This is a genomic window from Flavobacterium soli DSM 19725, assembly GCF_000422705.1.
GTDB lineage: Bacteria > Bacteroidota > Bacteroidia > Flavobacteriales > Flavobacteriaceae > Flavobacterium > Flavobacterium soli.
The window spans coordinates 131,236-146,635 of sequence record NZ_AUGO01000006.1 but is presented as its reverse complement, the minus strand read 5'-3'; the positions used below and the strand labels follow the sequence as shown (position 1 = coordinate 146,635).

At 34.0% G+C, this 15,400-nt stretch carries 17 protein-coding genes; 12 read left to right on the top strand and 5 right to left on the bottom strand.

The genetic code is table 11. From position 1 onward, the window contains the following. The first annotated feature begins 282 nt into the window (after positions 1–282). Both G508_RS0108030 and G508_RS0108025 read left to right on the top strand, forming a co-directional pair. Positions 283–771 carry a mobile mystery protein A gene (locus G508_RS0108030; protein ID WP_245569857.1) on the top strand — a complete coding sequence of 163 codons (489 nt, stop codon included), beginning with the start codon at positions 283–285 and terminating at the stop codon, positions 769–771. Then, positions 762–1,358 carry a mobile mystery protein B gene (locus G508_RS0108025; RefSeq protein WP_026704830.1) on the top strand — a complete coding sequence of 199 codons (597 nt, stop codon included), beginning with the start codon at positions 762–764 and terminating at the stop codon, positions 1,356–1,358. Before G508_RS0108030 ends, G508_RS0108025 begins: the two co-directional genes overlap by 10 nt. A gap of 116 nt (positions 1,359–1,474) precedes the next feature. Here G508_RS0108025 and G508_RS20055 read toward each other — a convergent pair whose 3' ends face one another. Beyond that, complete coding sequence (locus G508_RS20055) at positions 1,475–1,660, bottom strand: hypothetical protein (protein WP_157485913.1); 186 nt, start codon at positions 1,658–1,660, stop codon at positions 1,475–1,477. Between the two features lie 415 nt (positions 1,661–2,075). Between G508_RS20055 and G508_RS0108015 the strand changes: the two genes are divergently transcribed. Beyond that, the gene (locus G508_RS0108015) at positions 2,076–2,918 is read left to right on the top strand and encodes an RteC domain-containing protein (protein ID WP_026704828.1); all 843 of its coding nucleotides are present in this window, start codon (positions 2,076–2,078) and stop codon (positions 2,916–2,918) included. A gap of 108 nt (positions 2,919–3,026) precedes the next feature. Here G508_RS0108015 and G508_RS0108010 read toward each other — a convergent pair whose 3' ends face one another. Continuing rightward, a complete protein-coding gene (locus G508_RS0108010; protein ID WP_157485912.1) occupies positions 3,027–3,719 on the bottom strand; it encodes a hypothetical protein in 693 nt (230 codons plus the stop codon). A gap of 422 nt (positions 3,720–4,141) precedes the next feature. On the opposite strand from G508_RS0108010, the gene G508_RS0108005 reads away from it, so the two are divergent. The 5 genes from G508_RS0108005 (at position 4,142) to G508_RS0107985 (ending at position 8,726) form a co-directional block, all read left to right on the top strand. Continuing rightward, positions 4,142–5,875: an AraC family transcriptional regulator gene (locus tag G508_RS0108005; RefSeq protein ID WP_035694406.1), complete on the top strand. Its 1,734-nt coding sequence runs from the start codon at positions 4,142–4,144 to the stop codon at positions 5,873–5,875. Positions 5,876–5,976: 101 nt separating this feature from the next. Continuing rightward, a complete protein-coding gene (locus tag G508_RS0108000; RefSeq protein WP_026704825.1) occupies positions 5,977–6,270 on the top strand; it encodes a helix-turn-helix domain-containing protein in 294 nt (97 codons plus the stop codon). A gap of 117 nt (positions 6,271–6,387) precedes the next feature. Further along, positions 6,388–7,230, top strand: coding sequence for a transcriptional regulator (locus tag G508_RS0107995; RefSeq protein ID WP_026704824.1), 843 nt, complete (start codon positions 6,388–6,390; stop codon positions 7,228–7,230). 124 nt (positions 7,231–7,354) lie between these two features. After that, positions 7,355–7,978, top strand: a complete 624-nt coding sequence (locus G508_RS0107990; protein ID WP_026704823.1) for an ATP-binding protein — start codon at positions 7,355–7,357, stop codon at positions 7,976–7,978. Positions 7,979–8,078: 100 nt separating this feature from the next. Further along, on the top strand, positions 8,079–8,726 hold the full coding sequence (locus G508_RS0107985; protein ID WP_026704822.1) for a hypothetical protein: 648 nt from the start codon (positions 8,079–8,081) through the stop codon (positions 8,724–8,726). Here G508_RS0107985 and G508_RS0107980 read toward each other — a convergent pair. The 3 genes from G508_RS0107980 to G508_RS0107970 are packed head-to-tail and all read right to left on the bottom strand — an operon-like array spanning position 8,713 to position 11,566. Further along, a complete protein-coding gene (locus tag G508_RS0107980) occupies positions 8,713–9,942 on the bottom strand; it encodes a hypothetical protein (RefSeq protein ID WP_026704821.1) in 1,230 nt (409 codons plus the stop codon). The genes G508_RS0107985 and G508_RS0107980 overlap by 14 nt on opposite strands. After that, entirely contained in the window at positions 9,939–10,379 is a 441-nt protein-coding gene (locus G508_RS0107975; protein WP_026704820.1) for a Rieske (2Fe-2S) protein, read from the bottom strand. Before G508_RS0107975 ends, G508_RS0107980 begins: the two co-directional genes overlap by 4 nt. 2 nt (positions 10,380–10,381) lie before the next feature. Continuing rightward, positions 10,382–11,566, bottom strand: a complete 1,185-nt coding sequence (locus G508_RS0107970) for a di-heme oxidoredictase family protein (RefSeq protein ID WP_026704819.1) — start codon at positions 11,564–11,566, stop codon at positions 10,382–10,384. Positions 11,567–11,680: 114 nt separating this feature from the next. Between G508_RS0107970 and G508_RS20550 the strand changes: the two genes are divergently transcribed. From G508_RS20550 to G508_RS0107950, 4 genes are all read left to right on the top strand, one after another. Beyond that, positions 11,681–12,007 carry a DUF6660 family protein gene (locus G508_RS20550; RefSeq protein ID WP_026704818.1) on the top strand — a complete coding sequence of 109 codons (327 nt, stop codon included), beginning with the start codon at positions 11,681–11,683 and terminating at the stop codon, positions 12,005–12,007. Between the two features lie 106 nt (positions 12,008–12,113). Beyond that, entirely contained in the window at positions 12,114–12,407 is a 294-nt protein-coding gene (locus tag G508_RS0107960) for a hypothetical protein (RefSeq protein ID WP_026704817.1), read from the top strand. A 35-nt stretch (positions 12,408–12,442) separates the two neighbouring features. Next, positions 12,443–14,404, top strand: coding sequence for an LTA synthase family protein (locus G508_RS0107955; protein WP_026704816.1), 1,962 nt, complete (start codon positions 12,443–12,445; stop codon positions 14,402–14,404). After that, positions 14,404–15,285: a diacylglycerol/lipid kinase family protein gene (locus tag G508_RS0107950; RefSeq protein ID WP_026704815.1), complete on the top strand. Its 882-nt coding sequence runs from the start codon at positions 14,404–14,406 to the stop codon at positions 15,283–15,285. The genes G508_RS0107955 and G508_RS0107950 overlap by 1 nt, the downstream gene beginning before the upstream one ends. Positions 15,286–15,400: the final 115 nt, after the last annotated feature.

Genomic DNA, 15,400 nt, shown 5'->3' with positions numbered 1-15,400 from the left:
ATCTAATATTATTACTCAGAGTGCGGAAGCCCTAAAGGCTGAATCCGTAAAATTCAAAAGAAAAAAGACACTAAAAGTGTATTTTTATACGGAATTAGGATTCAGCCTTTAGGGCTTCCGCACTCTGTAAAGTTAGTCTTTTTTTTCGACAATGCCAAGCAGCATAGTAAACACATACATTTACTTTAATTATAATTTATCAACTTATATGTTTACTTTTATATAAAATAGTACACGTATAAGTTTACTTTTATTTTGTTTTATAAATATATATGTTTACTTTTGACAAAATTTGTAAACGTAATAGTGATGCGAAGTACTAAAAAACTACTGATAGAACAGCTTGACAAAAAGCTAAAACCTTTTCAGGGTACAGAAAAAGTAATTGTACCACAACAAGGTTGGATTTATACCATCCGGACTTCACTAAATATGACTTTGGAACAATTAGGAGCAAAACTCCAAATGACAAAACAAGGCATTAAAAAAATCGAAGAACGAGAAGCAACCGAATCAATCTCTATAAAATCCCTCAAGGAAATGGGGAAAGCTTTAGACATGCACTTTGTCTATGGTTTTGTTCCCAAATACAATTCCGTTGACGAAATGATAACCGCTAAAGCTACAAAAATTGCCCAAAGAATTGTTTTGCGTACAAATCAAAATATGAAATTGGAAAACCAAGGCAATAGTACCGAACAAATAAACAATGCCATAATGGAATTGGCAAACGAATTAAAACGTGAAATGCACAAATCATTATGGGATTAGAGTTTGTATATGAAGATGGACAAACGCCATTAAGCGAGGAAGAAAAAGAAGGATTGCTTATCAAGACCATTACTACACATGGAGAACTGGACGAATACGAGCAGCTTAATATAGAAAAGGCGATACAATGGCTTATGCGTCAAAAACTAAAAAAAGAAACCATACTTACCGAGGAATTCATTAAAGCGCTGCATAAAAGAATGCTGGGTGAAGTTTGGAGTTGGGCTGGCGAATTCAGAAGGTCAGAAAAGAACATTGGTGTACCATGGATAAGAATCGGTATGGATGTAAAAGTTTTATTGGATGATACCCTCTATTGGATTGAAAATAACACGTACGCTCCAGATGAAATTGCCATAAGATTCAAGCATCGATTGGTAAATATCCACTGCTTCCCAAATGGAAATGGTAGGCACTCACGAATTATGGCAGATAGTATCATAGAGTCCATATTTAAAGCTCCTATTTTTTCATGGAACCATTCCAATATGGTAAAGGCAGACGAAACCAGAAAATCATACATAAATGCCATTCGTGAAGCAGATAAAGGAAATATCGAACCTTTAATGATCTTCGCACGAAATTAGCAAATGGATTAAAGACTATAAAAAATTTAAATGCGGTGATTATTCAATTGTATCACCGCATTTTTGCGGTAAATAGAAACAATAATCACCGCATAAAACAAAAAATCCACACAAATTCAGTCCTCTAAAGACACACCATCTGTCTGCTTCATTTTCTCCAGAAACCGCTCAACCTCTCTCAAAATATGTTCATCACCCAATCGGTCAGCTTCAAGATACCGTTTGTGGTCCAAATACATTTCTCTAAAAAACAGAAAAATAAAAACCAAATACAACGCGATAGAAAATAGAATGTGGCTCATAATAAAAGTTTTAAATCTCACCACACTCTTGTGGCAAATAGAACTTACAATTACCACATAACTGTAAAAAAAACTATGCAATTCGAGAATGATACTATTCATTTCAATCATTAATCCAGCCACTACAAATAAATCGGCGATAATCCGCGTCCCAAATCAACGAGCAAAGCGAGTTCTTAAATGACCTTAAATTCCTTACATGGTAAAAAAAACCACGAGCAAAGCGAGAAAAAATCTGTGTAAATCCGTTAAATCTGTGTCATCTGTGTTCCAAAAAAACGAGCAAAGCGAAGTTAAATAACAATATTCAATTCGGGAATTAAACCTATTCCATTCGGGAATACAACACCAATCCACTTGCAACAATACCACTACTCCAATAGATTTGCTTTCAATCAAACTAAAACAGTAGCGTATGAAATTGTTTTCCGAACATCTATTATCTGAACTAGACAAACAACTACAAAACATTCACTCCAAAACAGACAATCCTGTTCAATATGCAGAATTAGCAATTAAAACATTAATTCCAATTTTTGAAAATCTAAAAACAAAATTCCTAAAGCATACGTTTACAAACAAATCAGAAGAAATCAGTTTCTTTCGCGATACCAAACCACAATTTGCGGCCAAACTCATTTATTACAACAAAATATACAACATCGAAACCAACAAACCATTCGGTTCAAAAAAAGCAATTCGAAAATACTACAATCTCGAATTATTCAAACTGCAAGCATTTTATAATGAAAATAAAGAGTTCTACAAATACTACAAAACAGACAATAAAAGTCTAGACCATAAATATTTTCTCCGAGGAAAACACGATTTGAGGCATACACTAGATAGCTTTTACTTTCAAGCAGACAATCGTTTCTCAACCTCACACGATTACAAAATAGCTAAAATTATAGCAAACGAAAAAATCAAAACCTACATAGAAACTGAAATCTTAAAACTAGAACAAAAAGAAAAGACGAATAGCAATAATACTAATACCAAAACTCAAAAATGGACCGGCTCAAAAGTCGGGCTAATCGAATTAATTTATGCACTCCACACCGAAGGTGTTTTCAATAACGGCACATCCGAACTAAAAGAAGTAGCCACATTTTTTGAAACAACATTCAACATCGATTTAGGACAATTCAACCGCGCCTTTTTAGAAATTCGAGCAAGAAAATCAGAAAGAACCAAATTCATAAACACACTAAAAGAAAAACTAATACTTCGCATGGACGATGCAGACGAAAACTAATATGGGTTGCCATTAATTGACAACCCATACTTAGTCATTAGAATACCGTCATTGCGAGCTCGCGAAGCAATCTCATCTATTCTCTATTTTCTATTCTCTATTTTCTTCTCAATCATTCTGCGCAATCCCAGTCACAAGTGACATCGTAGCAGCTTCAGCCGAACCATATTCAGCACCTTCAGTGGATGCAATAATATTTCCTATGAAGATATCCCAATCTGGATCAGTATTTTTCTTTGGTTTTTTTCTTGCTCTAAAAGCTGAATGTCTTGTTATAGAGGTAGTGGTCAAAATAATGCGCTTATCGGTTTCAGTTAGTGCAGCGTTAAGCAGTACTCCATTCTCGTAGGCAACAACCTTATCATAAATCACATCACAATCATTTTCATTCTCAAGAAAAATAATAAATGAATTGATAAAATTTGTTAAACTCGATTTGCCTGTTGTTGACATACTCGAAGCGGAGATAACATCATTGACACAAGTGGTTGTATGTTCAAGTAAATACAATACTCTGGTGCTTGAAACATTATGATAGGGAGAACCTTTAGTCGAATTAAAGTTCGCGCTGGCATCGGCTATAGTTTGCACTTTAGTTATAATTTGAGTAACAGAACCACCTAAATTTGCATTGGTGTAATAGGTGTCAAACAATTCGTTGTATAGCCATCCTACTTCATCATAAGGATTGGCATCATTTCCTGGCAAAGTTGTAATAAGTTTAGCGGAATTAGAATTGGTATTCTCAGAATTCGTAGTGTCATTATCAGAGCTACAAGATACAAGTCCTGTACTCATCATAACAAAAAAGGCAATAATTAGTGTGCATGAGTGTATATTTTTCATGTGATTTAATGTGTTAGAATGTTACTGATTACTTTTTTTTCATCAGTTCATTTAGCCCGGGATAATTGAACTAGGATTTGGGTTTGCTCATAACAAAACCGTTTGAATTCAAGGCAAAACTAACTGCCCATTTCCCATCTCACAAGTCAACATCTACACCATTCCCGAATGTAAAATGTGCCATTCGGGAATGAAACACTCAAAAACAAATAGTAAAACACAACACTTCAATACATTACATTTCATAAAGTCCATTCTCAATTTGTCACTTCATCTATCGTCATTTTTAATTATTTTAATTACATTTATTCGCTAAAAAATCCACATTACCTATATTCTTTTGCAGTTTTTAATTGTTTAAGTTCCAAATCCTTATAATGATTACAAAAAAACGCTTACTATTTCTAGTACTACTAATCTCGCATTGTATAAATGCGCAAAACAACTATGGTAAAAATTCAGATAGTCTATCTTCCAAAAGTTATGATTATTTAAGTCAAGCAGCTGTCCGATATGGGAATGATACTGTCAAATCAAATAGGTATGCGAAAGCATGGTTAGAAAAAGCTAAAGAGCTGAACGACTTTGAGCAAGTTACTTTAGCATACAAAACGATAATGTATCTAGTAGATAAAAAGTATCATTTGAATTATGCGGATAGCATAATTAGTGTTGCCATGAACACAAAAGATAACTTAATAATTGGCAATGCCTATCTCACTAAGGCAACAGTTTACTATGGTAAAAAAGAGCATAACAAGGCATTAGATAATTTTATAATTGCAGATAGTTATATTTCTAAAACAAACGATGAATATTCAATCTATAAACTAAAATACGGCATTGCACAAACAAAATCCTATCTTGGTTTTTATGATGAAGCCATCAGTTTATTCAGAGAATGTATTGATTATTTCAAGGAAGAAAACGACAGAGCATACCTCAATTCACTCCATTCATTAGGTTTATGCTACAATAGAATTGGAAATTATGCGTGGTGCACGATAACGAACCAAACCGGAATTGACGAAGGAAAAAGAGTAAACAACCTCGAAATGCAAACGTATTTCATCCATTCTGAAGGTGTAAATCTATGTGGTTTGAAAAAATATAATGAAGCTATCACTAAATTAACTTCAGTACTGCCAAAAATACAAAGTAAAAAAGATTTTGCAAACGCATCAGTTGCCCATTTTTACATCGGAAAATCATTTTGGGCTTTAAATCAAAAAGAAAAAGCTGTAACCTATTTTAAAAAAGTAGATGAAATATTCAAAAAAGAAAACTACATCCGTCCCGACTTACGCGAGGGTTATGAAAAACTAATCGCTTATTACAAACAAAAAGGAAATACAAAATCCCAACTTTATTACATTGATCAACTTTTAAAAGTGGATAATATTCTTGGGCAAAATTACAAATACCTACTAAAAAAAGTAGTCAAAGAATACGACACTAAAGAATTATTAAAATCCAAACAGGAGATTGAAAATGCCATGACATTTAGAACTTTTGTAGCTTTTGGTATCATCTGTATATTGATTGCTATTATTGCATTTTTAATATACAAGCACTTCAAAAACAAACGGCTTTTCGATGAAATAATGAAGCGTGATACTTCTAAGCCAGCAATTACTGAAACCAGTATTGAACCATCGCCTTTTGAGGAAATAATAAAGAACGACACTACCGAAACTAGTAGTTCTGAAAATACCGACAAACAAAATACTCAAGAAATAAGCCCAGATATTGAGGCTGGTATTTTAAAAAAGTTGGAGAAATTTGAGCAGAGTAAAAAATATTTAGAAAAAGACATGACGCTTGCAAAAATGGCTGTATTCCTAAATACCAATACAAAATATGTTACAAAGATTATTGCCAAACACAGAGGAAAAGGGACTATTGATTACATAACCGATTTGAAAATAAATTACATAATCGAAATTCTAAAAAAAGAAACTAAATACCGAAACTACACCCACAAAGCTTTGGGTGAAGAAGCAGGTTTCGGTTCCACCCAAAACTTCACTCGTGCCTTCAAAGAGCGTAACGGAATTTCACCAACATACTTCATTTACAAATTAAAGAAGTCAGCAAATACAGGCAATTAGAAAATAATTACCTCTTTTTCTTTCACAACTTGTGATTGACTTGTGAAATAAATATTCTCAAAACATACAATTTTGTGCCATAACAATGTAAAACATAAATTATGGCAATTGAAATCCTCACAAAACAAGACCTAAATGATTTCCGCACGTTACTACTAGACGACATTAGAGAAATCTTTCAAAACAAAACAGAGCAAACCAAACAATGGCTTAAATCCTCAGAAGTTAGAAAGCTACTCAATATTTCTCCAGGAACACTCCAAACCTTACGCATTAACAAAACCTTATCCTACACCAAGATCGGCGGAATAATCTATTATCCATACAAGGATATTGAAAAACTACTCGATCAAAACAAAGTAAGCTCCGAGCGCACATTATTCAACTCAAAATAGTTAACTACATCAGTATAATCAACTCGTCGATTGCTAAGCCTTCGCGCGCCTTGTGTATTCCTTGAGTTCTTTGCGGTTAAGCTAATCACTTTTCACTAATTACTATTCACTAAAAAAATGAACTACATAAAACACCTAACCGGATTTTTCGACAGAGTAGCAAAAGACAAGTTGCTCAATCCAACACATGTAAGTTTATACATGTCACTTTTCCAATTCTGGAATTGCAATCGGTTCAGAAATCCAATCAGTATTTCTCGTGATGAAATAATGCGAATAAGTAAAATCAGTTCAAAAGCAACCTATCACAAATGCCTCAAAGCATTGCATGCACAAGGGTATATCAAATACGAACCATCGTACAATCCATTCAAAGGCAGCCATGTTTTCTTATTCAATTTTTCCGATGATTTAAAGCCCTTACCAAAAAATGCCAGTTCAAATTTTAAACCAGTCATTGAACAAGTAGTGAACAAGTCTTGTACTAGTGATGAAACAAGTAGTGAACAGGTTAATGAACAAGTCCTAGTACCTTATATAAACAATACAAACAATACAAACGATTTAAACAATTCAAACGGCTTAAACTTGGGCGAGCAATCAAAAAAAATTGAAGAAGAAAATCGAAATGATGAATTTGTCATGCCGAGCGCAGTCGAGGTAACTCTTTCCGAGAAAGAAAAAAAGTTGCGCGAAAAAAAGAAAGACGAAATACCAACAATCGAAAACGTCAAATTCTATTTCCAAGAAAACAACTTCCCAGAACTCGAAGCCCAAAAATTCTTCAATTACTTCTCCAGTATCGGCTGGTTAGTTGGTGGCAAAACACCAATGGTAGATTGGCAAGCCGCAGCACAAAACTGGATATTAAACGCACCAAAATTCATTACAAATGCAGAACCAAACCGCCCAAAACAACTCAACACCAAAATCGATAAAGACTATTCCGAACCATTGTAGTAACTCATTTGTCACACTGAGCTTGTCGAAGTGAATTGTTGATTTTAAAAAATCTGTGTAAATCCGTTTAATCCGCGTCATCTGTGTTCCCAAACCTTCGCTTTAGCGAACAAAAAAATTACAAATGAATGAAAATATAAAAACCCACTACAACTATCAAGAAATAATCATGTGGATAGAGCAAAAAGGCATCGAGCTATACGGAACCCATTTCAAAATACTAGAAACCGATTATCCAATCATCTACAAATTAATCGCGTATTTTCTCAAAGATGAGGTAACCTGTTTTCAATACAACATAAACCTCAACAAAGGAATTCTACTTTCTGGACCAATCGGCTGTGGCAAAACCTCAATAATGAACATCATGAAATACCTAACACCAACCGAACACAAATTTTTCGTAAAACCATGCCGAGATATAAGCTTCGAATTCATTCAAGACGGCTACCAAATCATACACAAATACAGCAAAGGAAAACTATACGAATACGAACCAAAAACAATCTGCTTTGACGATTTAGGTACAGAAAGCAATCTAAAATATTACGGCAACGAATGCAATGTAATGGCAGAAATACTATTAAGCAGATACGATGTGTATATCGCAAAACGAATACAAACCCACATCACAACAAACCTTTCTGCATCCGAAATAGAAACCCAATACGGCAATCGGGTACGAAGCCGAATGCGTGAACTCTTCAATCTAATCGCCTACGACAACAACTCAAAAGATAAACGATAAAAAATCCACACTGTCACACTGAGCGCAGTCGAAGTGCTTTGCGAACCTTGCAACAACTTAGCGTCTTTGCGGTAAAAAAAAACTTAAAAACTTAATAATCATGAAAAACATCAAACTATTCTGGAACTGGATCCAATACAATGAGCAAACACTAAGAAACCTCCAAAACGAAAAACCAAAAATCCAAAAACTCTTCCTTTTTTGGCTCGATAAAAACCTGCACTACTATTCCGAAGGATTAGATTGCATCATAATTTTTCCAAAAAGAAAAAACAAATCAATACAACTCATTATTTCAGCAAATGGCAATCCCAATTATTTTGAGGCAGTCACAACGTTGGTCGATAATGCACCCAAACTAAAAAACTGGAACTTCATAGCATTCATACAACCATCTGAAGATATAGAAGAAATGGAAGCCGGATTAGACAAACCGTATGTATTTAAAGATATCAATCTAAAAGCAAGTGAAATCAAATTTGAACCTTTACAATACGAAAATTGCAAAAAAATAGACATGATCGTGTATCTAAAAAACTACACCGTTCATTGCAATAATAAAAACCTTCTCGAAGTGGTCTATGTAATTATACAAGACATCATTGGCGAAAAAGCACTTTCTGAAAACATCAATTTTGTCGAATTAGAACAAATGCCAAGTGAAGAAAACATTGAGTTAATTTATCTCTATGATTTGCAATACTATCTTGATGAAATTAATTCTTTATCGATTGCTAAAAATAAGTAGATATTCCAAAATTAAATCCGTCAGTAATTGCTGGCGGGTTACCAAAAATATCGCGTTGTTTTTGAAAACGATAATTCAAACGAAATACAGTTTGCGATGTTGGTCTAAAACTTACAGCGGGCATAACGCTCCATAAATCTTCGCCAATACTACCGCCTGTTTCATTAAAAGTGCCAACATTCCAATCTACATATTCCAATCGGCACGCCACATTTAAAACCGCTTTTTCCCAACCTAAAATTGTTTGCGAAAGAATGGGCTGAACTATATCGATAAATCCACCATGCTGTTTATTACCAAACTGTTGTGTATAAGTTTCTGGAACATCAACAGCAATCCAAGCAAATTCGGTGGTAATAAATGTTTTAATTTTTGGGAGTGTTGTATTAAAGTCTAAGGCAAAAACATGTACACTTCTTTTGTCATCAATTATAATTCCATCATCTTGAAATTTATTGTAAATACCACCCATGTACGAAATTCCTAATTCTCCAATTTTACTGTTTCTAACCGCTAATTTTCCTGTAAATAAAGGTTCTCCGCTATTAATTTCTTCAAAGCGTTCTGGGTTTTCCTTTGCAGCAGGTAGAAAGGTTTTATTTTCTGAATTTTCTATTATCGAATTATCAAAACCACCCGAAAAGTAAACCTCGTAACCAAACATCCAGTTTTTATGATACTTTTTACCAAAAAGACCGACACCCGAATTACTGAAAGTGGCAGGCAATAATTGAGTAGTCGAAATCGGCCTGTCGGTAAATTCCCATTTTGGTCCGTCGTGATTTTGATTAAAGGCTCCAATAGGATTTAAAATAATTCCGGCCCTGAAATTTACTAAGGGATGAAATTCAACATCAACAGATGCAAACTCAATTGATATTTCTTTTGTACCATCTTCAAATTCAAGTTCACTCAAAAACTTTACTCGTTTGCTAATTGCCGATGACATAAAAATAGTAAATCTTCTCGCTTGAAATTGGTGACCTTCTGAAACACCTTCAGTAGTAAGCTTTTGCCAATTAGCTTCAAAATATCCTCCAATAGCAATTGGCGTTTTGTTAATGTTCAATACAGGTCTGTTGTAAATAGCATCCATATTCAGCACTTGTGCTAAAGTGTCCTTCTGAGCTCTCTTTAACAAACTTGGATCAATTTGCGCAGACAAACCACAGCTTAAAAAAGCCATCGCCACTACAAAGGATATTCGTAATTTCATTTTAGGGATATTTTTAAAACAGAGTTTTCTATAGTTACCGGAAATTTTCTCAAATCGGCTGTAGCCGGACCGCTTTCTACCAATCCTCTATTGCTGAATTCGCTTCCATGTGCCGCACATTGCAATTTGTCACCATATACCTGTAATTCGGCACGTTGATGCGTACAAGCCATATACAAAGCAGAGTATTCAGTAGCACTAAATCTATAAATGCAAATGGGATGCGTTAAGAGTTCATTTTGAACGATAAGGTACTTTTTATAGCCGGTTGTGTCACTGGTTTTTACTTCAAAATCTGTAATTGGAACGATAAGGTCATCGCCTACGATTTGTTTTGAAACAACCTGTGAGGCAGAACAGCTTTGCAATAATGTTACACTGGCTATTCCTACTAAACATCCAAACCCACACGTTTTAAGAAATTGTTTTCTGTCCATAATTACAATGATTTTATAAATTTCAGTAAGGCATTTTTTTTAGATTGGCTAAGGTTTTGAAACGCATTTTTACTGTTGGTTGCTTCTCCACCATGCAGTAGTATGGCTTGTTCGACACTGCTTGCCCTTCCATCGTGCATTAAAAATAAATTGCCGCCCTGTGAATTTTCAGAAAGCCCAATTCCCCATAAGGGCGGGGTTTTCCATTCATAAGTTTTGGCGCTTCCTTCGGTATAACTATCATCCAAACCACTTCCCATATCATGCAAAAGTAAATCCGTGTAAGGGGCAAATGTTTTAAAGGAAAGCGCGTTTATTGGTGAATAGCCTGTCGTTAACTGCGCTTTATGACAGCCTATGCAATTGATCTGCTCAAAAAGGTTCCTGCCTTGCATTACCTCAGCATCGTTTTGATTTCTTTGAATTGGGGCTTTCAAGGTGTTCAAATAAAAAACAACATCATTTACTTTACTGGTAGCAACTTCGGGATCAATTTCTAAATTTGAGTAATGGTCAATTGGATTGAAGATTGAAGTGATACCCATATCCTGGTGATACGCATTGACGGTTTGATGCAACAAATCAAAGGCAGCACCTTTTTTGCCAAATCGTCCAATATACTTTCCGTTTTCTGTAATTGCATTAGACAAGGGAATTGAATAGCCCGATAAATTTATCCAATTAGGAACACCCGAAATCCCATCTCCATCAGCATCATTGGGATCTGACATGGCAATAATTGTAGTATCCGAAACATACTGCAAAAATCCCAATCGGGTAATGGCTGGCGGAGTGAATTTGGAAAATGTAGCCCCTAAAGGAATTTGCTCGGGTAAATAACCCGGTAATGCTCTGTTCTGTAATTGTGGTCCACCTTGATTTAAAAAAAGATTACCGGTTTCATCAACCTGGCCAAAGCGGATAAGGGTTGTAAAGGGATGTCCTTTTCCGTCTCCGGCATGACAATTAATGCAACTCGTTCCTACAAATGTTGACCCTAAACCGGTTTGACGGGTAAAAACCTCATTTACGGCTACATCACCCCTTAAAAATTGTTGCAGTTCTGCACTCGAAAGACCATCAACAGGACCGTCCAAAAGTTCATCTTCTGATGGAACAGCAACATAAGAACTCTCGCATGAAAAGAACACCATGCACATTATGATGAGGTAGAAATGTATTTTCATCAAGCTTAAATTTAAATTTAGACAAATCTAAAAATAAAAACACAATATCCCTAAATTTTAAAAATATTTAATTCATTTTTCCAAGTTATAGAATATATTATTATTTTTACCCTTGTGAAATTCTTAAACTTCATACTATCAATCTATTTGGTAGCACTTTCGTGCGTACCTTGTGTTGATATGGAAGTAAGCAGTGCAGCTCACAAAACCATTGGAATGGATTCAAATCACAAAGACCATTCACACGATAAGGAAAATGATTTATGTTCACCTTTTTGCAGTTGCAATTGTTGCGGCTCACAAATAGTTACCTATTTTAAGGCAATAACAATTGATCCTATTGTAGTATCAAAAAGGATCAAAACCCAATTAACTTCTTACACCTCAAAATTTACTTCCAACTTCTACGGAAGTATTTGGCAACCCCCTCAGATAGTATAATGATTTCCGTCCCGACATTTCGGGATTCGGAAAAGAACCTTGTGCCTTATCACAAATAAATTGCGAAAGAAATTTTGCCGATTTTATAATTCATTATACTATTTCAATGTCAGACAAAATCATAAAATTCCGTTTAAAAAACAATTTTACAACACTCTTATTTAACGGGTTAACAACATCCTATAGTAGCTATTCTATAAAAAAAATTGCCAAGGTTAATTATGTGAGTAAAATTCACAAAAATCAAAAAGTAAAAGAAACGGCAAAGATAATATCAGAAAAAGGTATCGTTATTGACCTGGCTGAGATTAAAGTAAAAGATTTGTTTTCTGATGAAACGGAAAGTTACTTTCAGTCAGTTAATTTTTTCATGTTTGGGCACTCACATCATTTGGTATGAGTGCTTTTTTTTTAAAATAACCTAATAAATTTCATATGTTCAATAAAATAAAAATTGCAAATCGTTACAGTTTACTATTTGCATTTATCGCATGGTTTATAACATTTTCTTTCCTCCTAAGAATACTATTTACAATATGGCAATACAATGAAGTTTCATTTAATCTGTTCACAATTATTGGAACTTTTGCAACCGGATTCGTTTATGACATCGGAACCATAAGTTTTATAATTATCCCATCAGCAATTTACTATTTTGTATTTCCTAACAAATGGACTGGTTCGTGGATTGATAAAATTCTCGTTTGGTTTTTCACCTCGCTTACCATTTTCATATTAGTCTTTTCATTCTTTGCAGAAATTACATTTTGGGATGAATTTAAAACCCGCTTTAATTTTATTGCGGTTGATTATCTTATTTACACGCACGAAGTTATTGCCAACATCCAACAATCCTATCCGCTTCCTATTCTTGTTGCAGGTGTGCTTTCCATAACTGGTCTTATAATTTTCACATATTATAAACTAAATATTTTTAAGGAAACATTTACCACAACCGCTAGTTTAAAAGACCGAACGATTGTTTTGGCTACAACAGTAATTACAGCATTGTTTTTTTCCATTTTTATTACTAATAATCAAGCCGAATGGTCATCCAATCGATACAATGCTGAAATATCAAAATCAGGAATTTACTCTTTTTTTGCTGCTTTCAGAAACAATCAAATGGCATACAATGAGTTTTATACTTCTATAGATGACAAAGTGGCTTTTGATGTCATCAGAAATAAATTAAACGATAAAAATAGTAAATACCAAACAGAAGGATTATCTATTCATAGAACTATAACAGATACCACTAACCAAGAACCAGGTAAAAAGAATGTTGTTTTTATTCTGGTTGAAAGTTTTAGTGCCAGTTTCATGAAAGAGTTTGGTAATAAAGAAAACATAACGCCATTTTTAGATAGTTTAGCTCAAAAAAGTATCTTCTTCGACAACTTGTATGCTACAGGAACAAGAACCGTTCGTGGTATGGAAGCCATGACACTTTGCATTCCACCAACACCAGGACAAAGTATTGTAAAACGTCCAGAAAATCAAAATCTTTATACCGTTTCAAACGTATTTAAATCCAAAGGGTATAATTCCAATTTTTTTTATGGCGGTGATGGTTATTTTGATAATATGAACGCCTATTTTGGAGGAAACGGATTTACAATTTATGATCGTGGTCGCGGAAGTGTGTTAAGTGATAAAATCAAAACAGTCCGAAACAATATAAATGATGATGAAGTAACTTTTGAAAACGCGTGGGGAATTTGCGATGAAGACATTTATTCTAAAATGCTAATAGTAGCTGATGAACATTATAAGAATAATAAACCTTTTTTCAATTTTGTAATGACTACTTCCAATCACCGTCCATATACTTATCCAGAGAATGCTATTGATATTCCATCGGGAACTGGTCGCGAAGGCGCTATTAAATACACGGATTATGCAATTAAAAATATGTTTAAGCGAGCCAAATCAAAACCTTGGTTCAAAAATACGGTTTTCATCATCATTGCTGATCATTGCGCCAGTAGCGCGGGTAAAGACGAAATAGATGTTGCCAATTATCACATTCCGGGATTTATAGTAAACTTTCCGGAAAGACTAAATCAAAAAGTGAAAAAGCAATGTTCCCAAATAGATATTTTTCCAACTTTTTTTTCAATGATGAATTGGAGTTACGAAAGCAATTTCTTTGGTAAAGACATATTCCAGTCAAACTTTGAAGAACGAGCTTTGGTAGGAACATATAGAAAATTAGTTCTTATGAAAAAAGAGCAGGTTATGATTTTATCCGACCAAAAAAAGCAAACATTTTATTCATGGGACAAACAGGATAATAGTTTGAAACCATTACCAATGAATAAAAAATTTCTTGACGAAACAATTTCTTGGTATCAAACTGCCGATTATTTATTCACCAACAAATTACTTAAATAATGAAATACATTCATTTTATCATTAATCCAATTTCAGGCAACGGAAAACATAATTTAACCAGGACAGTATTAGAAAAGTATTTTCCTGCAAAAGGATTCAAAATTACTGTTGATTATTCAAATCATAAACATCATGCCGTCATATTGACCCGCAATGCCATAACTGAAAACCCAGATTACATAGTAGCATGCGGTGGCGATGGAACCATAAATGAAGTGGCATCATGCTTAGTCAATACCAAAATTAAATTGGGTATAATACCAATTGGTTCAGGCAATGGTTTGGCTTCAAATCTAAAAATCCCTAAACTATTGGAACAGGCAACTGAAGTAATCAGAAATGGGAAAACCCAATTCATTGACATCGGAAAAGTAAACCAACACTACTTTTTTAGCAACATGGGAATTGGAATTGATGCCTTAATAATTAAAAAATACGATAGCTATCAAAAAAGAACATTATCGGCTTACATCAGAGCATCACTAGAAGCTAGCATAAAATTTAAACCCATAAAATCGATACTCTCATTCAATAATCAGCTAATAAATTGCAATGCTTTTATGCTTTTCGTTTCCAACTCAAATGAAATGGGTTATGGTATGAGTTTAACACCAAATGCCAGTTTAACAGATGGGAAACTGGATCTTTTAATAATTCAAAAAATAAGTTTAGTTAACAAAATTAAATTTGGACTTCACGTGTTATCAAAAAAACAGGAAGTTTTTGATAGGGCGCAACACAGGTTAATTGAAAACATTGCTATCGAATTACCAGATAAAATTTTCGTTGACATACAACTTGATGGTGAATACCACAATTTAAAAACCAATAAAATCGACATTTCAGTTATCAAAAACGGACTTGAAATAGTGTCACAATAATCCCAAAAGATTTAATAAATAATTATATACAATAAGTTATGAAAAATAACATTCAATTTTTACCCAAGAAAACTTTTAAATCAAAATGGGTAATAAAAGTTTCAATTCTATTATT